The 20,112-nt window shown below is 58.4% G+C and carries 20 protein-coding genes; 5 read left to right on the forward strand and 15 right to left on the reverse strand.

Annotated elements, in window-relative coordinates; all coding sequences use genetic code 11:
• Positions 1–125 precede the first annotated feature (125 nt).
• Positions 126–1,976 (forward strand): dihydroxy-acid dehydratase, encoded by a 1,851-nt coding sequence (ilvD, locus tag AN476_RS14560; RefSeq protein ID WP_054462323.1) that lies wholly within the window; start codon positions 126–128, stop codon positions 1,974–1,976.
• 506 nt (positions 1,977–2,482) lie between these two features.
• Here the strand turns inward: ilvD and AN476_RS14565 are convergent.
• Positions 2,483–3,301 (reverse strand): sulfotransferase family protein, encoded by an 819-nt coding sequence (locus tag AN476_RS14565; RefSeq protein WP_054462324.1) that lies wholly within the window; start codon positions 3,299–3,301, stop codon positions 2,483–2,485.
• A 139-nt stretch (positions 3,302–3,440) separates the two neighbouring features.
• Between AN476_RS14565 and AN476_RS14570 the strand changes: the two genes are divergently transcribed.
• The gene (locus AN476_RS14570) at positions 3,441–5,018 is read left to right on the forward strand and encodes a DUF5928 domain-containing protein (RefSeq protein ID WP_054462356.1); all 1,578 of its coding nucleotides are present in this window, start codon (positions 3,441–3,443) and stop codon (positions 5,016–5,018) included.
• A 65-nt stretch (positions 5,019–5,083) separates the two neighbouring features.
• Here the strand turns inward: AN476_RS14570 and AN476_RS14575 are convergent, their stop codons facing one another.
• From AN476_RS14575 to AN476_RS14595, 5 genes are all read right to left on the reverse strand, one after another.
• Positions 5,084–5,725 (reverse strand): DUF1523 family protein, encoded by a 642-nt coding sequence (locus AN476_RS14575; protein ID WP_054462325.1) that lies wholly within the window; start codon positions 5,723–5,725, stop codon positions 5,084–5,086.
• Between the two features lie 12 nt (positions 5,726–5,737).
• Positions 5,738–6,004, reverse strand: a complete 267-nt coding sequence (locus AN476_RS14580; protein WP_054462326.1) for a hypothetical protein — start codon at positions 6,002–6,004, stop codon at positions 5,738–5,740.
• 68 nt (positions 6,005–6,072) lie between these two features.
• A complete protein-coding gene (gene pssA, locus AN476_RS14585) occupies positions 6,073–6,822 on the reverse strand; it encodes a CDP-diacylglycerol--serine O-phosphatidyltransferase (protein ID WP_054462327.1) in 750 nt (249 codons plus the stop codon).
• A 387-nt stretch (positions 6,823–7,209) separates the two neighbouring features.
• On the reverse strand, positions 7,210–8,418 hold the full coding sequence (locus AN476_RS14590) for an aminopeptidase P family protein (RefSeq protein WP_054462328.1): 1,209 nt from the start codon (positions 8,416–8,418) through the stop codon (positions 7,210–7,212).
• Positions 8,419–8,629: 211 nt separating this feature from the next.
• Positions 8,630–9,418, reverse strand: coding sequence for an alpha/beta hydrolase (locus AN476_RS14595; protein ID WP_054462329.1), 789 nt, complete (start codon positions 9,416–9,418; stop codon positions 8,630–8,632).
• Between the two features lie 188 nt (positions 9,419–9,606).
• On the opposite strand from AN476_RS14595, the gene AN476_RS14600 reads away from it, so the two are divergent.
• Entirely contained in the window at positions 9,607–11,079 is a 1,473-nt protein-coding gene (locus AN476_RS14600; RefSeq protein ID WP_054462330.1) for an NAD-dependent succinate-semialdehyde dehydrogenase, read from the forward strand.
• Positions 11,080–11,175: 96 nt separating this feature from the next.
• Here the strand turns inward: AN476_RS14600 and AN476_RS14605 are convergent, their stop codons facing one another.
• From AN476_RS14605 to AN476_RS14635, 8 genes are all read right to left on the reverse strand, one after another.
• Complete coding sequence (locus tag AN476_RS14605) at positions 11,176–11,601, reverse strand: globin domain-containing protein (RefSeq protein ID WP_083464346.1); 426 nt, start codon at positions 11,599–11,601, stop codon at positions 11,176–11,178.
• A 209-nt stretch (positions 11,602–11,810) separates the two neighbouring features.
• Positions 11,811–12,416: a TetR/AcrR family transcriptional regulator gene (locus tag AN476_RS14610; protein ID WP_054462331.1), complete on the reverse strand. Its 606-nt coding sequence runs from the start codon at positions 12,414–12,416 to the stop codon at positions 11,811–11,813.
• 219 nt (positions 12,417–12,635) lie between these two features.
• Positions 12,636–13,106, reverse strand: a complete 471-nt coding sequence (locus AN476_RS14615) for an Hsp20 family protein (protein WP_054462332.1) — start codon at positions 13,104–13,106, stop codon at positions 12,636–12,638.
• A gap of 169 nt (positions 13,107–13,275) precedes the next feature.
• Complete coding sequence (locus AN476_RS14620; RefSeq protein WP_157063767.1) at positions 13,276–14,106, reverse strand: trypsin-like serine protease; 831 nt, start codon at positions 14,104–14,106, stop codon at positions 13,276–13,278.
• A 142-nt stretch (positions 14,107–14,248) separates the two neighbouring features.
• Entirely contained in the window at positions 14,249–15,571 is a 1,323-nt protein-coding gene (glcF, locus tag AN476_RS14625; RefSeq protein WP_054462358.1) for a glycolate oxidase subunit GlcF, read from the reverse strand.
• A gap of 1 nt (position 15,572) precedes the next feature.
• Positions 15,573–15,881, reverse strand: a complete 309-nt coding sequence (locus AN476_RS23575) for a CPCC family cysteine-rich protein (protein ID WP_083464347.1) — start codon at positions 15,879–15,881, stop codon at positions 15,573–15,575.
• A complete protein-coding gene (locus tag AN476_RS14630) occupies positions 15,878–16,987 on the reverse strand; it encodes an FAD-binding protein (protein WP_054462333.1) in 1,110 nt (369 codons plus the stop codon). Before AN476_RS14630 ends, AN476_RS23575 begins: the two co-directional genes overlap by 4 nt.
• A gap of 74 nt (positions 16,988–17,061) precedes the next feature.
• A complete protein-coding gene (locus tag AN476_RS14635) occupies positions 17,062–18,510 on the reverse strand; it encodes an FAD-linked oxidase C-terminal domain-containing protein (RefSeq protein WP_054462334.1) in 1,449 nt (482 codons plus the stop codon).
• Between the two features lie 150 nt (positions 18,511–18,660).
• Here AN476_RS14635 and AN476_RS14640 point away from each other — a divergent pair, with 150 nt between their 5' ends.
• Complete coding sequence (locus AN476_RS14640) at positions 18,661–19,017, forward strand: hypothetical protein (RefSeq protein WP_054462335.1); 357 nt, start codon at positions 18,661–18,663, stop codon at positions 19,015–19,017.
• A 117-nt stretch (positions 19,018–19,134) separates the two neighbouring features.
• Positions 19,135–19,584: a ribose 5-phosphate isomerase B gene (gene rpiB, locus AN476_RS14645; RefSeq protein ID WP_054462336.1), complete on the forward strand. Its 450-nt coding sequence runs from the start codon at positions 19,135–19,137 to the stop codon at positions 19,582–19,584.
• Between the two features lie 56 nt (positions 19,585–19,640).
• Here the strand turns inward: rpiB and rlmH are convergent, their stop codons facing one another.
• Complete coding sequence (rlmH, locus tag AN476_RS14650; protein ID WP_054462337.1) at positions 19,641–20,111, reverse strand: 23S rRNA (pseudouridine(1915)-N(3))-methyltransferase RlmH; 471 nt, start codon at positions 20,109–20,111, stop codon at positions 19,641–19,643.
• Position 20,112: the final 1 nt, after the last annotated feature.

Genomic DNA, 20,112 nt, shown 5'->3' on the forward strand with positions numbered 1-20,112 from the left:
CGCAGAGACGAATACTCCCCTCAAGATCGCGCTCTTGAGAGGAAAAGAACCAAAACCCGCCTCCGGATATTGCGTTTATTGCGCAAATGATGTGTCTGAGGGCAAAGACAAGGGAATGAGCCAAGATGCCAATGTACCGATCCAGAACTTCCACCCATGGCCGCAATATGGCGGGCGCCCGCGGTTTGTGGCGTGCCACCGGCATGCAGGACGATGATTTCGGCAAGCCGATCATCGCCATCGTCAACTCGTTCACCCAGTTTGTGCCCGGCCACGTGCACCTCAAGGACCTGGGCCAGATGGTCGCCCGCGAGGTAGAGGCCGCCGGTGGGGTTGCCAAAGAGTTCAACACCATTGCGGTGGATGACGGTATCGCCATGGGCCATGACGGCATGCTCTATTCGCTGCCATCGCGTGAAGTCATCGCCGACTCGGTGGAATATATGGTCAATGCCCATTGCGCCGATGCCATGGTCTGCATCTCCAACTGTGACAAGATCACGCCGGGGATGATGATGGCCGCCATGCGCCTGAACATTCCGGTGATCTTTGTTTCCGGCGGCCCGATGGAGGCCGGCAAGGTCGATCTCGAAGGGCTCGACATCAAAAAAGTCGATCTGGTCGATGCCATGGTTGCCGCCGCCAGCGAGACCATGACCGATGAGCAGGTCCAGCATATTGAAGAAAATGCCTGCCCCACCTGCGGGTCGTGTTCCGGCATGTTCACCGCCAACTCGATGAACTGCCTGGCTGAGGCCCTGGGCCTCGCCCTGCCCGGCAATGGCTCCACCCTGGCAACCCATGCAGACCGCAAACATCTGTTTCTGGAGGCCGGGCGTAAGATCGTCGAGATCACCAAGCGCCACTATGAGGGTGAGGAAAAGGGTCTGTTGCCGCGTGAAATCGCCAGCTTCGAGGCCTTTGAAAACGCCATGAGTCTGGATATTGCCATGGGCGGCTCGACCAACACGGTGCTGCACCTGCTTGCGATTGCCCATGAGGGCGAGGTCAGCTTTACCATGGATGACATCGACCGGCTGAGCCGCCAGGTGCCTTGCCTGTGTAAGGTCGCCCCCAATATCGAAAACGTCCACATGGAAGACGTGCACCGGGCTGGTGGTATCTTTTCGATCCTGGGCGAGCTGTCTCGTGCCGGGCTGCTGCATGATGGCTGTTCCACCGTGCATTCGGCCTCGATGGGGGAAGCCATTGCCAAGTGGGACATTAAGGTCGCCAATAACCCAGAGGCCGAGCAGCTGTTCAAAGCGGCTCCGGGCGGCGTGCGCACCACCCAGGCCTTCTCCACCGAGAACCGGTTTAAAGAGGTGGATGTTGACCGCGAAGACGGCGTGATCCGCTCCAAAGAACACGCCTTTAGCCAGGACGGTGGTCTGGCGGTGCTGTTTGGCAATATCGCGCTGGATGGCTGTATCGTAAAAACCGCCGGCGTGGATGCTTCGATCCTGAAATTCACCGGTTCTGCCTATGTCTGCGAAAGCCAGGATCAGGCGGTGAGTGATATTCTGACCGGCAAGGTCAAGGCCGGCGATGTGGTGGTGATCCGTTATGAGGGCCCGCGCGGCGGACCCGGCATGCAGGAGATGCTCTACCCGACCTCCTATCTGAAGTCCAAAGGCCTGGGCAAAGACTGTGCCCTGTTGACCGATGGGCGTTTCTCCGGCGGCACCTCGGGCCTGTCGATTGGCCATGCCTCGCCAGAGGCTGCCGAGGGCGGCACCATCGGCCTGGTGGAGATGGGGGACAAGATCGAGATCGACATCCCCAACCGCAGCATCCATCTGGCGGTCTCGGATGAGGTTCTGGCGACACGTCGCACTGCGCAGGATGCTGCAGGTTGGAAGCCTGCCAAACCGCGCAAACGCAAAGTCTCCAAGGCGCTGAAAGCCTATGGGATGCTGGCCACCTCCGCCGCGAAAGGCGCGGTGCGCGAACTGCCAGAAGACTACGACGGCTGATCCATTTTGACTTAGCCGCTCAAGCAGCCCTCTGCATTCCATATGCAGAGGGCTTTTTTGGCCGCAGGCCCAGCAGCATCACTTCAAAGCGCTCCCGCCCCCTCAGCCCGCCTTCTGCCTTTCGGCAAAAGCCAACCAGAGGCCTTGGGCATGGCGCCGGGCAAAGCCCGGCGCGGGCTTCGTCGCTGATCGAGCCTTGCCATCGAAACACCAGGGCCACAGCTGGAGTGTCGGAACAATCTGCTGAGAAGCGGTTTAGGGGCAGGTCTGCCCCTAAACGCGCCTTTTCGATTCTGAATAACAATCCCGCCTCAAGGGTCGCCCGCGCCAAGGCGCGGCGGCTTTGCCGCCCTTGACCCGGGAGCAGGCGCGAGCCGTAAAACTGAGGTCTGTTTTTACCACACCCGCGCCGCGCGTCAGCGCGGCGCCATCCCCAACGGGGGAGGAACAATCTATAGATTGTTCCGAGACGGGCGGGAGCTCCCCCTGCTCTGGCCCCAACAAGGTTATTCGCCGAGCTTAGCGTGCACCTCGTCGAGGTCGATCTCTCCAATTGGCATCTTGTTGGAGGGATCTTCAAAATCGTATTTGAACAGCTCAAAATCACGTTTGTAGATCTCGTAGATCAGATGCATAGACAGATCGTCGAAATAGTCCTCAACCGGATGCGCGCGTTTGGGGCCATGGCCTTCGCTCTCATTGAAGCGCGGGATCGCGCCCAGGTCGACTGTATGAGGCGTCTCGATGGCGTCCAGAACCTCCTGCATGCCGCCGTTGAAATCCTCGGTCCAGAAGATCTTGTTGTAGCGGCCGCCATTCCAGATAAAGGTCGAGACATGGCCTGACATGGCAGACCAGTGGATATCGGGATCCATCGGGCGACGGAAGCGAATGCTGTCGCGCACAAAGAGCAGGAACCGACGGAAGCTCTGGATCTGGTCAAACTCCTGCTTGCCATCCTCCCCGCCGACCTCAATGCCATATTCATAGATCAGTTTGGGCACCAGATTGCCGCGATACCGTTTGCCGTTTCGCTGAATGCCGCAGATCTTGTCAAAGAACGAGCTGAGCACTCGCGTATAGGGGTTGCGCACACAGGTGAAGGCATAGGTGCGCTGGCCGCGGACATTGCGGGTAATCGGACCCTGGCTGTGCTCCAGCGCCCATTTGTGCAGCCCCTTTTGCGCGTCATGGATATCGCCGTCAAAGAATTCACCATGATCCGAATAGTGCAGGATCTGACCAATGGTCGAGCAGGCGCATTTTGGCACTACGCGATAAATCACGCTTTCGCTCTCGGTCATCCAGGTGCCCGGAAATCCCATGTCAGCCTTCCTCCAGTCGTGCCGCTTTGGCGGTACAATCCACATCTAAGCATAAAATTCAAATAATCTGGTTTATTCAATGCGCTCGCGCCTTTATCAAGGGGACAATCAGCTAGAAACAGGGTGTATCGTCTCCAAAATGGCAAAAATTGCGTATATTCTGCTCTGCCACAAGGATCCTGAAGCGATCATCCAGCAGGCTGAACAGCTGACAGCCGTCGGCGATTACATGTCCATCCATTTTGACCGCAGTGCCAGTCCAGAGGATTACGCCACTATTCAAAAGGCCCTGGCAGACAATCCAAACGTCTGTTTTGCCAAGAAGCGCATCAAATGTGGCTGGGGCGAATGGTCCCTGGTTCAGGCCACTCTGCATGCGCTGAGCAGTGCCATCGAAGAGTTTCCCCGCGCCACCCATTTCTACATGCTGTCTGGCGATTGTATGGCGATCAAAACCGCTGAATACGCCCATGACTTCCTGGATCGTCACGATTGCGACTTTGTCGAGAGCTTTGATTTTTTTGAGAGCGACTGGATCAAGACCGGCATGAAGGAAGAGCGGCTGACCTATCGGCACTTCTTTAATGAGCGCACGAACAAGGCGCTGTTTTATGGCAGCGTGAATCTGCAAAAGAAACTGGGGCTAAAGCGGGAGATTCCCAGCGATATCCAGGTACAGATCGGTAGTCAGTGGTGGTGCCTGCGCCGCCGCACTGTGGAATCGATTTTTGACCTTCTGAGCCGGCGCAAAGACATCATCCGCTTTTTCCAGACCACCTGGATTCCGGATGAGACCTTTTTTCAAACCCTGGTACGCCACCTGGTTCCGGGCTCCGAAATCGACAGCCGCACCCTGACTTTTTTGATGTTCACCGACTACGGCATGCCGGTCAATTTCTACAATGATCACTATGATCTGCTGCTCAGCCAGGACTTTCTCTTTGCCCGCAAGATCAGCCCCGACGCCAAAGAGCTGAAACTGCGGCTGGGCCGTCTCTATGCCGCCCAGGGCGTGAGCTTTCAAATCTCCAATGAGGGCCGCAGCCTGTATAAATTCCTGGTCAAACGGGGGCGTATTGGCCGCCGCTTTGCCACCCGGTTCTGGGAGAAGGAAAGCTCGCTGGGGCGCGAGCGCGAGCTGATGATCGTAGTCTGCAAAAAATGGCATGTGGCCAAGCGGCTGATCGAACAGCTGCGCAAAAGCACCAATATTCCAGCCATTGAGTATCTGTTCCACGAAGAGGGCACACCATTGCCCGATCTTGGCGGCATCCAGGCCTCTTTGAACAAACGTACCCGGCACCGGCGTGCCCTAATGCGGATGCTGTTTGAGTATTTTGATACTGACCGCCTGGTCATCTGCATGGATCCTGCTGCTCTGGAACTTATGAACGACTTCAACTCAGATCGCTCAACCACGCGAACCCTGCAAATTGAATGCGATTTTACCGATGATTACCTGATCGGCCATGCCCACCGCGTCGGCCTGGCTGGCGAGCGCACGCCGCAACAAACGCTGGAACGGCTGCTGCCGACTATCCGCAACGATATTGTCTACGAGTCCGACCGTATTCGCGATTCTGGCTATTCCAACTATTCGATCATTCGCGAAACCGACAGTGCCGAAGAAAACGCCGACCAGCTGGCCAAGTTCTTTGGCCTGCCCTTCGAGACAGCCAAAGAACTGGCTGAAACGCCTTATCTCTTTGCCGATTAAGCGCTTTGTCTGCTTCCCTAGACCTTGCCTTGGTCGGCCCGCCTAAAAGCGGGCCGGCTGATGCTTCAGCCTTTCAGGCCAGAAAGCCAGCGGCGCAGTCGTCCGCGACGCTCAGAAAGCGCGTCGCCCGCCGCATAGAACCCGTCTTCCACCTCCTCAAGTACCGGATCAATCCGGTTGCGCCGGAACCGGCGCCAGCGCACGTAAATGGCCCAGAACAGCGCTGCTAGCAGCGTCAGGAAGATGATATTGAACCAATTGACCGGCTTGTCATCGGGGCCTGCCGCCGGCGTGATCGAGATCGCATTGGGGAAGGTAGACAAAAAGACGCTGCGCCAGCCGTAGTGCAGGACTACAACCCATTCCGGATCATCCTTGGTCGAGATCGCATCATTTGCTTCAGTATAAAGATTGGCCGTGTCGAATTTAAAATAGGGCGGCCAATGCCAGCCCGTGTCCTCGTTGCGGTAAACGATTGCATCGCCATTGGCCTGGAAGGACTGAATAAACTGAACATCCCGGGTCACGGCTGCCTGTGACTGACTGTCCGGAGTGGACCAGAAGATCCGCTTCCAATTGTCCAGCTCCTGGCGTTCCTCATAGGTGCTGACGATCCGCACCACATCGTATTGTGGCAGGGTATAATGCAGGAAGGCTGCAAAGACAGACCAGACCGTGATCAAAAATCCCCATTTGATATAGGCCATGACAGATGCCCCTCAGCTAAAGTTTACCATATAGATGACCAGCGCAATTGCGCTCAGCGGCAAGATATAGACCAATAGGATCAACCGGCGCCGCAGGGAGTGGTCGTATTGTTTCAGCCCCCGCTGGATGAAGGTCCGCCGGTCTCCGGTCAACCCCCTCTCTGCCCACCGCTGTTTCAACTTGGCGCGGCGCCGCTCACGGGAGTAAAGCGAAACCCCTCCATAGATCACGGTCAGCCCCACCAGCAGCAGCAAAGACAGGCGAATAAAGGCAACCATATCAGGCTCCTGTTTGGCCGACTCCCCAGCAGTCAGCGGGCGCGTTGCAAAACCCTGCGGCTCTCACCTCACTCGGAGGGGGCCGAGGGACGGGTAATCAACCCCCAGACCACCAAACAGACATAGCTCAGGCAGAGCAGAACAAGGGTCGACCAAGCATAGGTCAGAACCGCTGCCCCGGCAAAGGCGCAGGCCACCAGAAAATACTTCACGTTCTCACGCGAAATGCGCACCATCTTGGGGGACCAGGTGGGGATGCGGCTGATCATCAGCAAGCCGATGACGATCATATGCAGACAGATCAACAGCTTGGGAAAGCCGGTCCCGGCACCAAAGGCAAAGGAAATGAACATGGGCAGCATCGCCAAAAGCGCGCCTGCGGGCGAGGGAATGCCAACGAAGTAACCACCGGGCACCTCACTCGCCTCATCGGATTTGGTGGCAACATTGAACCTGGCCAGCCGTACGACACAACAGACCGAGAACACCAGCACTGAGATCCAGCCGGCATTGCTCATATCTTGAAGCGCCCAGAAATAGATCACCAGCGGCGCCGCCACGCCAAAGTTGAGGAAATCTGCCAGGGAATCCAACTCGGCCCCCATCTTGCTGTCGCTGCCCAGCGCCCGCGCCAGCCGTCCGTCCAGCCCGTCCAGAATGGCAGCAGCTAGGATCAGTTGCACGGCCAGCACATAGTTGCCCTGCACCCCAAAGCGAATGGCCGAAAGCCCGGCGCAGATTGCGCCGACCGTCATGATATTGGGCAAGAGCTGGATCAGCGCAAACTCGGTCAGGCGTTTATCGTGAGGTTCATCCATGGCGCAGCGTGGTCACTTATATGAGACAGAAATCATCTGTTGGGAACATAGCCCCACCCGCTGTCAAAACCAAATCCGCAACTGACGCGCAAAGAACAAATCAACACCTAGGCGAGGCGGCCCACTCATAAGAGATTTCATCTTGAAAGCAAGGGAAAGCCGCGCGACTCAGGATAGGGCCATGACAAATATGAGCTGCGCGCGGGATCATCTGGCACCCCTTGCCTGGACTGAAGCCGCAGGTCTGGCCGCGCCACAGGTCTGGCCGTATCAGAATGCAGCACCGCGCCAACGGCGCGGTGCGAGGCCCAACGGGGCGCGATCCCGTCAGGGATCAAGGCCGGGCGGGAGCGCTACCCCCACCTTTCCTAGCCCAGCGTCAGGACTTTAGCCCACGACGTTGAACTCCGGCCCATAGGGGTATTTGGTGATGTTCTCGTTGCCATCCTCGTGGATGATCAGGATGTCATGCTCACGGTAGCCACCAGCGCCGGGCTGGCCGTCAGCGATGGTCAGCATCGGCTCCATCGAAATCACCATACCGGGTTCAAGCACTGTGTCGATGTCTTCACGCAGTTCCAAACCAGCCTCGCGGCCGTAGTAATGCGACAGGACGCCGAACGAGTGACCATAGCCAAAGGTGCGATACTGCAGCAGATCCTGCTCTTCAAAAAAGGCATTGATCTGATGGGTGATCTCGGCGCAGCTGGCCCCGGGTTTCAACAGCGAAATCCCCAGCTCGTGGGCGGCGACATTGGCCTCCCAGATGCGCAGGCTCTCGGCATCCACCTCCTTCACAAACATGGTGCGTTCCAACGCAGTGTAATAGCCTGAAATCATTGGGAAGGTGTTCAGTGACAGGATGTCGCCACGCTGCAGGGTGCGCGATGTCACCGGGTTATGAGCGCCATCGGTGTTGATGCCGGACTGGAACCAGACCCAGCTGTCACGGTATTCCGCATCCGGGAAACGCTTGGCGATTTCCAGCTCCATGGCATCACGGCCCGCCATGGCCACGTCGATTTCGCGGGCACCTTCCTTAACCGCATCACGGATGGCAAAACCACCCACATCCGCAACCGCAGCCCCAGCGCGGATCATCTCCAGCTCGGCTTCCGATTTGCCCATACGCTGAACCATGGTGGCGTCATATAGATCGACCAGCTTTGACGGGTTCAGGAAACCTTCCAGCTTGGCTTTCTGCATCAGGGTCAGATGATCGCTTTCATAGCCAATCACCACGCCTGCACCAGAGACCGATTTGATCGCCCGCCAAAAATTGTCGCGCTGCCAGTCGGTATAGGTGATGTTGTCACAGAAAGAACGGCGCCAGGGCTGGCCCGCATCGATCCCGGCAGAGATCGTCACGGCCTCGTCGGCGGTGACCACCAGGCCGTAAGGGCGCCCAAAGGCACAATAGGTAAAGCCCGAGTAGTAGGAGATATTATGCATCGAGGTGAAGACAGCGGCGCTCACCCCGTTGTCGATCATGATTTTACGCAGACCCGCAATGCGAGCCTCATATTCCGAGACTGCAAACTGCAGCGGCGCTTTTTCACCGTTGTGAAAACGATACATTTCAGGACGTGAAGTCATATTAGACCCTTCCTTCTTACAAGAAAGGTCCCGGCGTTCAGGACGGATTTTGAGATTTAGAAGGGCAGCATGTCTCCCATGCGGCGACGCCATCGCCTGGCCCTGTGCCGGACCATGGCGGCGAATCCCGATTGAGGCAAGCGATTTCTTCGCCCCTCTCATTCAATAGGATGTGTCAGCCCCTGTCAGCGGCCGACAGACCCCTGCGGCCCTAACTGACCAGCAGCCGCACCAGATCGCTTTCCGGATCCGCCAAGGGATCAATGACGTTGAAATGATGTTTGCCAAAGGCAATCACATGATCCGCCTGCCAGGCATCGGCCAACCACTGGGCCTGATCCAGGAAGGCCGGGCGTTCCTCTGCGCCGACCCAGACAGTTACCTCGCTGTGGAAGCGTTGCTGCATCTCCACCGGGCTTTCTGCCTTGGCCGCGTCACAGTCCATCTGGAACTTGTCGTTCATCGAGGTTCGCAACAGCGGCAACAGATCCGCCAGCGGAGAGATCGGCACCACCACCTTCATACGCTCTCCAACCTCAGCCGGAATCATCTCGGGATCCAGCATCCGGGCCACCAGATGCCCCCCTGCCGAATGGCCGGTCAGAGAGATCGGCACGTCTGGCACCTCCTGTGCGATACGGATCACCGCCTTGGCCACCTGCTGGGTGATATCAGCAATTCGCACCTCCGGGCATAGATCATAAGAAGGCATGGCAACCGCCCATCCATGGGCCAGAGCACCAACCGCCAGATGCGACCAGGAACTTTTGTCAAAGGCCATCCAATAGCCACCATGTACAAAGATCAGCACGCCCTTGGGGGCGGCTTCCGGCAGGAAGAGGTCGAAACGATGCCGCTCTCCCTCTGCATAGGCGATGTCCAGCCGCGCCCGCTCATGCAGGCTATTGCGGAAATCCTCGGCCGAGGCCGCCCAGCGCGGCGGGAATTCCTCGGCGCCCGCAATATGGGCCCCATTGGCGTAGGCGTCGTCCAGTTCCATGCAATTGCTCCCCTCATTGGTCAACAAGTGACAACCTCCTCCAGCCATTGTCAAATGGTCTTCTGCGCTCTACAGTAAAATTAACAAGTGAATTACTTTATGATCAAATTCTGGACTCATGGATCTTTCTGGACATATCTAGTCAGAACCGTTTTCCATGCCGGCACAAACACCCCCGGGAGGCCCCTATGCTACAAACCACCACTGCGCTGAAATCTCTGCTGAGCGATCCGACCTTGCTGGAAACCCGCGCCTATATCGGCGGCGCCTTCACGGATGGCGATGGCACTTTTGACGTCACCAATCCCGCCCGTGGCGATGTGATCGCCCAGGTGGCAGATGTCAGCCGCGCGCAGGTAGCTGGCGCCATTGCCCAGGCCGATGTTGCGCAAAAAGAATGGGCTAAATGGACCGGCAAAGAGCGGGCAAACGTGCTGCGCAAATGGTACGACCTGATGATGGAAAATCAGGAAGACCTGGCTGTCATCCTAACCGCTGAAATGGGCAAGCCTCTGGCAGAAGCGCGGGGCGAGATCGCCTATGGCGCCTCCTTCATTGAGTTCTTTGCCGAAGAAGCAAAACGCATCTATGGCGAGACCATCCCCGGCCATCAACGCGACAAACGTATCACAGTGTTGAAACAGCCGATCGGCGTGGCGGCCTCCATCACGCCCTGGAACTTCCCCAATGCCATGATCACCCGCAAGGCAGGTCCTGCGCTGGCCGCGGGCTGCGCCTTTGTGGCCCGTCCCGCCGAACTCACACCCCTGTCGGCCACGGCTTTGGCAGTTCTGGCCGACCGGGCAGGCATTCCCGCTGGTGTCTTCAGCGTTGTGCCCACCTCCAACGCCTCGGAAACCGGCAAGGAATTCTGCGAAAACAACGCCGTGCGCAAGCTGACCTTTACCGGCTCTACCGAAGTGGGTCGTATCCTGATGCGCCAGGCCGCCGATACGGTGATGAAATGTTCGATGGAGCTGGGGGGCAATGCGCCCTTTATCGTCTTTGACGACGCGGATCTCGATGCCGCCGTCGAAGGCGCCATCATGTGCAAGTTCCGCAATAATGGTCAGACCTGCGTCTGCGCCAACCGGATCTATGTGCAGGCCGGAGTCTATGATGCCTTTGCCGCCAAGCTGAAAGAGGCCGTGGCCAAAATGAAAGTCGGAGACGGAATGGAAGAGGGCATTCTCTTTGGCCCGCTAATCAATGCTAAGGCCGTCACCAAGGTGCAAGAGCACATCGCAGACGCCACCTCCAAGGGCGCTGAAGTCATCCTGGGCGGCACCCCGTCAGAACTGGGGGGAACCTTCTTTGAGCCCACGATCGTGACCGGTGCCACTCGCGACATGAATTTTGCCACTGACGAGACCTTTGGCCCCCTGGCGCCTTTGTTTAAATTCGAAAGCGAGGATGAGGTCATCGAGATGGCCAATGACACCATCTTTGGTCTCGCTTCCTATTTCTATGCCAAGGATCTGAGCCGGGTCTACAAGGTTGCCGAAGCCCTGGAATATGGCATTGTCGGCATCAACACCGGCATCATCTCGACCGAGGTCGCCCCCTTTGGCGGTGTCAAGCAATCCGGCCTGGGCCGCGAAGGCAGCCATCACGGAATCGAAGACTATTTGGAAATGAAATACATCTGCATGGCAGTTTGACGCCGAGGGCAAATCTGCAAAACAGTTCCACGACCCTGGGCCCCTATTTCAGATTGGGGCCCAGGTCTCACTGCAGAAACTTTGACCTGTCCCCCGTTAGGACTGCGTTTCCAGATCTGCATGCCCTTCGGCCTGGATCAGCTGCATGACACCCTGAATGGCCTGCTTCCAAACAGCCACCTGCTCCGGAGAAAGCTCGTCGCCGAGCACATCCTGCAATGCTGCCATCACGGCCCTTCCCGCCATCTCCGTTTCCTGAGCCCCCAAACCATAGCGCGCATGTGTCTTGGCAAGGCTAGCGCCCGTATGGGCCAGGCTCTGGTTGTTGGCGACGCCTTTGAGACAATAGGTCAGCATCGATGCAAACATTTCTTTCTGTTTGGCAAAGTCACCGTCAAAGAGCTGCTCTACCTCTGGTAAAAGCGCAAAGAGATGGGCATAGAACCGTTCGGCCAACTCTGCTTTTCTGGCATAGATCTTGGCGAAACTGGACTGCATCACTTCGATGTCCTGAACTTCCATTCTGCAACCCTTTCAAAAACAACACAAAAAGCCAAATTTTTAGCAAAATACGCTTTTTGCTTACATCTTTACTACACCGAATTCAGGAAGGAACAAAACCAAACTTATTTCAAGCCTTTTGAACGGTTTGGGTTTTGATACACGCAGAAAGAACTCTCCTCAAGGGCGTCATTTGTGCGGAATTAATACTGCACATTTCTGGGGTTCCCTCATTCCAGAACCATTCTCCGAACCAGATCGCGCAGATGCGCCCCTGCCTGCTGCTCGGCTTGTCCCAGGGGGGCGGGGCCAAATCGCAGTGCCAGGCTACTGCGCACGGCTGGAAACAGGCATGTTGCCCCCAGCAACTTCATGGCAATCGACAAGGCCGCCGGAAACCCGGCCTTCTGCCACCGAGCTGTGGCCTGAACGAGGGCCACCAGTGGTTCCAGAAAATCCTGCAAGGGTGGAGGGGCGTCCTGTGCAATGATGGCCTGCCCCGGCCCATCAATCAAAGCTCCGATCACCAGTGCCGAAGCTGACTGCTCAGCCTGAGAAAAATCGGCCAGGGCCACAAAGAAACGCTCCAGCTGATCCTCAGGATCTTCCGCCTCATCCATCGCAGCAAACAGCAGCTGCAACAGATCCTGGTTCAATTGGCCTAGGACCGCCCGGTAAAGCCTTTCTTTGGAGCCAAAGTGATGCAGAAGTCCCTGCTTTGTGATGCCCAGCTCCGCCGAGATCTGAGCCAAGCTGGTGCCCTGGTATCCACGGGCGGCAAAATGGTCTCGCGCAACGCGCAATAGCGCTTTTTGTGTTTGTTGGGCAGACGACATGGGCGAACCTCGGATCAGAATGAGTCAGCCTACCGCGATCTTATGCAACTTACCACTTGGTAAGTTATCTCACTTACCGAATGGTAGGCTCTATCGAACCATCGCCAATGCCAGGCCCCACAAATATGGCCCCAGAGTCCATCGACATTCTGGGGCCATAGTCGTTCCATCCGAGCTCCCTGGAGAAAGCTAATGAATGGAAGGGTTAGCTTTGAAAAATCAGTTGATTGACTGAGCTTCTGCCTCAATCGCAGTCTGCTTTGGTCCGGTCGAACTGATCTCGATCCGGCGCGGTTTCAGCGCCTCGGGCACTTCACGGTGCAGGTCAATATGTAGCATCCCATCGGCATGGCTTGCACCCGTCACTCGGACATGATCTGCAAGCGTAAACCGGCGCTCAAAGGCCCGCGTGGCGATGCCGCGATGCAAAAAGCTTCGGGCCTCGTCCTCATCCGCCTTGCGGGCAGAGACCACCAGGGCATTTTCCTTGACCTCGACGGTCAGGTCTTCATCGCTGAATCCCGCCACGGCAATCGATATGCGATAGCTGTCATCCGCTGTTTTCTCAATATTATAAGGGGGGTAGCTGGGTTGACCGACGTCATTGCTCATGGCGCGATCCATCAGATCAGCGATCTGGTCAAAACCAATGGTTGCACGGTTCAGCGGTGCAAAATCAAATCTACGCATGTTTCATCCTCGTATATGAGCGATATTCATGTGCCCTCCCTTTGGGGACGGGCCCTTGTCATCCAGGCCCCGACATCCGGCGGCCCCGACACAACATGAAATATGTATGCTCCCAAGGATTACAAGACCTGCCCCCGAGTCCCAGGTTTTGCAGAGAGATAAGAGCCGCTTAGCCGCCGGGACGAATGAATTTGGCACCGCCCGTTGTGCGGGCACCGCCAACCTGAACACGCCCCACGCCTTCGGGCATGCGACTGCCGATACGGGCACTGGTGAGCTGCGCCCGCAGGATCTGTAGCTCTTCCGTCAGGGCCGCGCCCAGTGAAACCCGCCGCCCCTCGACCTCGGCCTTGGCCGACACCACGGAAACGATGCGTGGCTTGCCCCCTTCAAAAGAAAAGACCGGCGCGCCGGAGGAGCCAAAATCAACATCGCAGGACATGATCAGCACCCCCTCCTGTTTTGCCATGACGGCGCAAAGCTCCTGTATCGAGGGCGCCTCAGAACGATCATGAGCATAGGAGACAACCCCCACATCCGTGCCTTTGCGCGGGCGATTATCCGTCTGAAACGGAATAACAGTGGTATTGCGAATGGGGCGCTGCAACTGCAGCAGCGCGATATCCTTGCGCACCCGATCCGTCGAGACTTCGCCATCAAAGATGTAGTCCGGGTGCACCACCGCCCGCGCCACAGTGCGATAGGCCGAGGCCCGGCCATTGCGCCAACCGGCCAGAAACTCGATGGTCTGGGGCTTGATGCGGGCGCCACTGCGGGCATCATACAGGCAATGCGCCGCTGTCAGCACCAGATCCGGTGCGATCAAGGAACCGGTACAAAAGCCCTCGCCATTGACATCAAGTCGCCCGACAGCCTCCCAGCCGCGCCCGGCATCCGACGTCTCCATAGGCTGCAAGCGACTGTCCGCTGCCGAAGCGGCCACAGCAAACAGCCCGACCAAAGCAGCTAGCCCAACCAGGCCCTGTCCAATGCTCCGCATTCCTAGCAAATCCGTCTCCTCACCTTGTTGCAGGCGGTCTACCAGCAAGCTTCGGCAAAAATACGGCATCCCTGTACAAAAGACAGCCCCAAAGAGGGAAATCCGCATCCCCCTCCTGATATCCAACTGGTATCCCTGCGCCTCAGCGCAGAATAGGCACGTCACTTCGCCGTGATATCTCGCCCGTCAGTGCTGCGGGTTTTGGCCCGCCCGTCGCCCAATCCAGCAGCTCCACCGTATGCAGAACTGGCACACCCGTTGCCGAGCCAATCTGCATAATGCAGCCAATATTGCCCGCAGCGATCAGGTCCGGGGATTTGGCCTCCAGAGTTTTCACCTTTCGGGCCTTCAGCTCGGCAGAAATCTCCGGCTGCATCAAGTTATAGGTGCCAGCAGATCCACAGCACAGATGGCTGTCTGCCGGTTCCACGACCTGAAATCCCGCGCGCTTTAGCAGGGTCTTGGGATGGGTTTTAATCTGTTGCCCGTGCTGCAGCGAGCAGGCAGCGTGATAGCCAACCGTCAGGCCCTTATCCGCTCCCTCGGGAAACTCCAGCTGCATCAACAATTCCGAGATATCCAGACTGCGCTCAGAGATCCGCGCCGCATCCGCTGCCAGCGGATCGTTGCGAAACATATGACCATAGTCCTTGACCGTGGTGCCGCAGCCCGAGGTGTTGATAACAATGGCATCCAAGCCCTTGCCATCGATCTCGGCGCTCCAGGCGCGGACATTCTTGGCCGCCGTGGCATGACTTTCGTCTTCGCGGCCCATGTGATGGGTCAGAGCCCCACAGCAGCCTGCGCCTTCGGCCACCACAACCTCGCAGCCCAGGCGGGTGAGCAGGCGAATGGTAGCATCGTTGATATCGGTGTTCAGCGCCTTTTGCGCACAGCCTGTCATCAACGCCACTCGCTTTTTCTGCGGCGCCAGCGGGGCAAAGCTCTGCGGATCATCATTGCGGCTCACGGAGGGAATGTGCTTTGGCGCCATCTCCAACATCGCCCGCAGTCGTGCATCCGGTACCAAAGCCTTGAAGGGGCGCGCGATCTTGGCCCCCAGCAGTGCCAGACGAAAGCGCCCGGGATAGGGCAGGATCCGCGCCAGCACCGCCCGCAGCAGGCGATCCGTCAGGGGCCGTTTGTAGGTCTGCTCGATATAGGCGCGGGCATGGTCCACAAGATGCATGTAATGCACCCCAGACGGACAGGTGGTCATACAGGCCAGGCAGCTGAGACAGCGGTCAATATGTTTGACCGTCTTGGCATCCGGCTTGCGGTTGTTTTCCAGCATATCCTTGATCAGGTAGACCCGCCCGCGCGGGCTGTCCAGCTCATCCCCCAGAACCTGATAGGTCGGGCAGGTGGCGGTACAGAACCCGCAATGAACGCAGGAGCGCAGGATCTCATTGGAGCGGGCAATCCCGGGATCTTTCAGCTGTTCTTTGGTGAAACTTGTCTGCACGTCAAACCTCCGGCGGTAATTCTTCTGGGCGCGGCGGGCGCACATGGGGAAACATATCTGACCGACAAGCAACAATCTCACGGTAGTTCCTGCGGGCCTCCTCTAGACTAAGCGGCGTGAATCCGCCCTCGTCGAAGTCCGGCCTCTGCCCCGGGCCATCCTCCCAGAAACAGGCCGAACAGATCTCATAGCAACCGGGCGTGTGGTTGGTCAGACGGTCACAACAGTGACCGGACAGATGCGGCTCAGGGATGGCGGCCTGACAGGCCCGCCACGGCCGCATCTGCCACTGCTTTCCCTGCCAGCTCATCCCATCAGGCCCGGATTGAACAGTCCCCGAGGATCGAACCTGCGCCGCAGCCCCTCGGAGATCGCCGCGAGTGGCGCGGCCTGCGGCTGGAACCGGTCCAGCGTCGCAATGACTTCCGGTGCTGCCCGGACCAGAGTGGCATGGCCTGCCACTCCCGCATGTGCCAACCTGGCGCGCAGATCCCTCCCCGGCGCAGTCAGCGCCCAGATTAAGCCACCGCCCCAATCAAACTGCAGCGCCTCCGCTTCCAGCAGCGGCGCCAGAGCAGGCGCATCGCTTGGCTTGACCGATATCCGCCACACATCCCCTTCTCGTTCATGAAACCCCGCCACATCGCGGATCCCCCGCCAAAGCACTGCCGAATCCTCCTGACTGGAAATTTCGCCAAACCCGGCCAGCTCCGCGCCCAGCCGCTCCTTGCGGTAACTCACCGAGGGCGCAAAGCCCTCCAGGCGAATATGCACTTGGCTCATCACCGGGTCATAGGCGGCCCCCGTGACATCATAGGGCGAGCCAAGAGCCGCCGACATCGCCCGCACCGCCTGGGTAAGATCCGGCACCTCGACGGAAACGGTGGCCAGGGCTTCCGGCGTTGGCAGCACCTTGAGAGAAACCTCGCTCATCACCCCCAGCGTTCCATATGCGCCCGCCATCAGCTTCACCAAATCATAGCCGGTGACATTCTTCATCACCCGACCACCGTTTTTGACAGATTGCCCGATCCCATCGACAAAGCGCACCCCCAATAGGTAGTCGCGCGCCGCACCGCCTTGGATCCGGCGGGGACCCGAACTGTTGGTTGCAAAAACGCCGCCAATTGTTGGCTCACCAACCGTGCCACACAACCCACGTGCATCCATCGGTTCAAAAGCCAGGCGCTGCCCTTCGCTGGCCAGAAGCGCCCGGATCTCCGCCATCGGCGTTCCCGCCCTGGCAACCAGAGTTAAAGAGCCCGGCTCATACAGCTCAATACCGCTCAATCCACGCAGGCTCAGCCGCTCGCCCCTGCCTCCACACCCACGTGTTCCTCCGCCTTCAATGCAAAAGGGCGCCTTGGCATCGGCAATGAGTGTGGCAAGTTCGGCCTCATTCTTTGGGCTATGCATTATCATCTTTCCAAAAATATTCTGGGGGTTTGGGGGCAAAGCCCCCATCACTGGAGAAGGTCACTCAGCTGTCGTCACTCGGCCGCCAGGGCCTGGCCACGGCGGGCCTTGGTCACCGACAGTGGGAAGACCTTGGCCGGGTTAAGCAGCCATTTGGGATCAAAGACATCCTTGACCAGAAGCTGCGCTTCCAGGTCCTCCGGCCCATATTGATGCAACATCAGATCTCGCTTTTCGATCCCGACGCCATGCTCGCCGGTCAAACAACCGCCGACCTCAACGCAGAGCTTCAGGATCTCGGCCCCCAATGCCTCGCAGCGCTCCAAGTCTCCCGGTTTATTGGCATCAAACAAAATCAACGGGTGCATATTGCCGTCACCAGCATGGAACACATTGGCCACATCCAAGCCGAACGCGTCGGACAATTCCCCGATCCGTCGCAGCACCTGGGGCAAGGCACCAACCGGGATTGTACCATCCAGACACATATAGTCGTTGATCTGCCCCATGGCACCAAAGGCCGATTTGCGCCCCAACCAAATGCGCGAAGCCTCATCCGCATCCCTGGCCTCGCGCAGTTCAACCGGGTTATGGCTGCGCGCGATCTCGATGATCAGGTCCAGCTGATGGGTGATTTCCGCCTCGCTCCCCTCAACCTCGATGATCAACAATGCCTCGCACATCGGATAGCCCGCCTTGGCAAAGGCTTCGCAGGCCTCAATGCAGGGGCGGTCCATGAATTCGATCGCCACCGGCAAAATGCCCGCCTTGATGATGTCACTAACACAGGCCCCGGCCACCTCATTGCTGTCATAGCCGATCAGCACTGGGCGCGCGCCTTCGGGCTTGCGCAGGATCCGCAGGGTGGCCTCGGTCACTACGCCCAACTGGCCCTCGCTGCCGCAGATCACCCCCAATAGATCCAGTCCGCCCGCGTCCAGATGCGCGCCACCAATCTCCACCACCGTGCCATCCATCATCACCATGGTCACGCCCATCAGATTGTTGGTGGTAACGCCGTACTTCAGACAATGCGCCCCGCCCGAATTCATCGCGATATTGCCGGCAATGGCACAGGCCAGCTGGCTCGACGGGTCCGGTGCGTAAAAAAACTCTTCTTCCTCTACCGCGCCGGAAACGCTGAGATTGGTGCGCCCCGACTGCACCCGGATCACCCGGTTGTCGTAATCCGTTTCCAGCACCTCATTCATCCGCGCCACGCCCAGGATCACACTGTCCGCTGTGGGCAACGCCCCTCCGGCCAGCGAGGTCCCCGCACCGCGCGGCACCACCGGAACCCCCTCTTCATGACAGATCCGCAAAATATCCGAGACTTCCTGCGTCGTGCGCGGCAGGACGGCCAGGAGGGGCGGGCAGCGATAGGCCGCCAGCGCATCGCATTCATAGGCGCGCGTCTCCATTTCATCCTGGATCACGGCATCCTGCGGCAACACCGCCGCCAGACGTGCAGCAAGATGGGCCTTGCGGGCCAGAATGGCGGGATCAGGGGCAGGCATCTCCATGGGGCTCTCCTTTGGCGGTGCAGTATTTGGTAAACTAATATTACCAATTATCGAAATTTTGCAAGGGCGAACTTGTCGCGCCCCCATGTGCAGAGCAAAAAACACGCCTTCGTGACTTTGCTCGCGCTGCAAAACGCCTAGGCTGGCCCCATGAATATGCATCTGTTGACGATTGCCCTGACCCTCAGCGCCCTTCCGGTTCTGGCGGATCCGCCAATAATCGAATCTGTCTCCGCCCATCAAACCGGCGAGACATGGCGCTTTGACGTAACCCTGTCGCACCCGGACACCGGATGGGACCACTATGCCGATGGCTGGCGGGTGCTGGACATGCAGGGCAATGAACTGGCGCTGCGGGTGCTGGCACATCCGCATGTGCAGGAGCAACCGTTTACCCGTTCTCTGTCCGGCGTCACCCTGCCCGCAGGCAACAGCCAGGTTCAGATCCAGGCCCGCTGTTCCGTCGACGGCTGGGGTGAACAGCTTTTCACCCTCGATCTGGATTGAGCCGACAGGCTCGGCACCAAACAGCGCCGCTGCGCCGTCTTCCTTGCAGCAAAGACCATCTTGTGACACAGGTCAGTCACTCCGCCACCTGTTTCTTACTATGGGACCTCTCCTGCCATGACCGCTACAAAACGCGTCGTTCTTTCCAGCGATCACGCCGACATCCAGCTCCGCCAGACCATTGCCGATCACATTGCCAGCCAAGGCTGGGAAGTCCTTGACCTCGGCCCGACCACCTCGGAAAGCACCGATTATCCAAAGCATGGTCGCGAAGCCGCCGAGCGCGTGGCCTCAGGGGAGAGCGATCTGGGCATTATCGTCTGTGGCACTGGACAGGGCATCATGATGGCCGCCAATAAGGTCAAAGGCATCCGTTGCGGTGTGTGCTCTGACACGTTTTCGGCCCGGATGATCCGCCAGCATAACGACGCCAACATGCTGTCCATCGGCGCCCGTGTCGTGGGCAAAGGGCTGGCGTTGGATATCGTCGATGCCTTCCTGTCGGCTGAATTCGAAGGCGGCCGCCATGCCACCCGCATGGAAATGATCGAACCCGCCAAAGGCTAACCGCCAAGAGACAGAAAAACGCGCAGCTGGATACCACCGGCTGCGCAGTCTGCTACCTAGCTACGATGATAGGGGCTGCCCGACAGGATGGTGGCTGCACGGTAGATCTGTTCAGCCAGCATCACCCGCACCATCATATGTGGCCAGACCATCTTGCCAAAAGAGATCGAAAAATCCGCCTCCGCCCGCAGGCTGGGATCAATGCCATCTGCCCCGCCAATGATCAGCGCCAGGTCCTGACGGCCCGAATCACGCCAATGGCCCAGGCGGTCCGCAAAATCAGGCGAGCTAAGCAGCTTGCCGCGTTCATCCAATGTGCAGATTACCGCCCCTTTGGGCAGGGCTTTACGCAGCAGGCCAGCCTCTGCCCCCATACCAGCGTTTTTCTTGTCCTCGACCTCGACAACACGGGCCGGGCCCAGGCCCAGCGCACGGCCAGTACGATCAAATCGGGTGAGATAGTCGTCGATGAGGGTCTTTTCAGGCCCCGCGCGCAGCCGTCCAACCGCGCAGATATGGATACGCATT

Source organism: Phaeobacter sp. 11ANDIMAR09, assembly GCF_001294455.1.
Lineage (GTDB): Bacteria > Pseudomonadota > Alphaproteobacteria > Rhodobacterales > Rhodobacteraceae > Pseudophaeobacter.

Excerpts from the sequence above, each read along its gene's own strand:
- AN476_RS14575 (WP_054462325.1), bottom strand. The coding sequence starts at position 5,725 with ATGGCCTATATCAAATGGGGATTTTTGATCACGGTCTGGTCTGTCTTT.
- rlmH (WP_054462337.1), bottom strand. The coding sequence starts at position 20,111 with ATGCGTATCCATATCTGCGCGGTTGGACGGCTGCGCGCGGGGCCTGAA.
- rpiB (WP_054462336.1), top strand. The coding sequence starts at position 19,135 with ATGACCGCTACAAAACGCGTCGTTCTTTCCAGCGATCACGCCGACATC.
- ilvD (WP_054462323.1), top strand. The coding sequence starts at position 126 with ATGCCAATGTACCGATCCAGAACTTCCACCCATGGCCGCAATATGGCG.
- AN476_RS14565 (WP_054462324.1), bottom strand. The coding sequence starts at position 3,301 with ATGGGATTTCCGGGCACCTGGATGACCGAGAGCGAAAGCGTGATTTAT.
- AN476_RS14620 (WP_157063767.1), bottom strand. The coding sequence starts at position 14,106 with ATGCGGAGCATTGGACAGGGCCTGGTTGGGCTAGCTGCTTTGGTCGGG.
- AN476_RS14600 (WP_054462330.1), top strand. The coding sequence starts at position 9,607 with ATGCTACAAACCACCACTGCGCTGAAATCTCTGCTGAGCGATCCGACC.
- AN476_RS14605 (WP_083464346.1), bottom strand. The coding sequence starts at position 11,601 with ATGGAAGTTCAGGACATCGAAGTGATGCAGTCCAGTTTCGCCAAGATC.
- AN476_RS14630 (WP_054462333.1), bottom strand. The coding sequence starts at position 16,987 with ATGCATAGCCCAAAGAATGAGGCCGAACTTGCCACACTCATTGCCGAT.
- AN476_RS14570 (WP_054462356.1), top strand. The coding sequence starts at position 3,441 with ATGGCAAAAATTGCGTATATTCTGCTCTGCCACAAGGATCCTGAAGCG.
- pssA (WP_054462327.1), bottom strand. The coding sequence starts at position 6,822 with ATGGATGAACCTCACGATAAACGCCTGACCGAGTTTGCGCTGATCCAG.
- AN476_RS14640 (WP_054462335.1), top strand. The coding sequence starts at position 18,661 with ATGAATATGCATCTGTTGACGATTGCCCTGACCCTCAGCGCCCTTCCG.
- AN476_RS14595 (WP_054462329.1), bottom strand. The coding sequence starts at position 9,418 with ATGGAACTGGACGACGCCTACGCCAATGGGGCCCATATTGCGGGCGCC.
- AN476_RS23575 (WP_083464347.1), bottom strand. The coding sequence starts at position 15,881 with ATGAGCTGGCAGGGAAAGCAGTGGCAGATGCGGCCGTGGCGGGCCTGT.
- AN476_RS14580 (WP_054462326.1), bottom strand. The coding sequence starts at position 6,004 with ATGGTTGCCTTTATTCGCCTGTCTTTGCTGCTGCTGGTGGGGCTGACC.
- AN476_RS14635 (WP_054462334.1), bottom strand. The coding sequence starts at position 18,510 with ATGGAGATGCCTGCCCCTGATCCCGCCATTCTGGCCCGCAAGGCCCAT.
- AN476_RS14610 (WP_054462331.1), bottom strand. The coding sequence starts at position 12,416 with ATGTCGTCTGCCCAACAAACACAAAAAGCGCTATTGCGCGTTGCGCGA.
- AN476_RS14615 (WP_054462332.1), bottom strand. The coding sequence starts at position 13,106 with ATGCGTAGATTTGATTTTGCACCGCTGAACCGTGCAACCATTGGTTTT.
- AN476_RS14590 (WP_054462328.1), bottom strand. The coding sequence starts at position 8,418 with ATGACTTCACGTCCTGAAATGTATCGTTTTCACAACGGTGAAAAAGCG.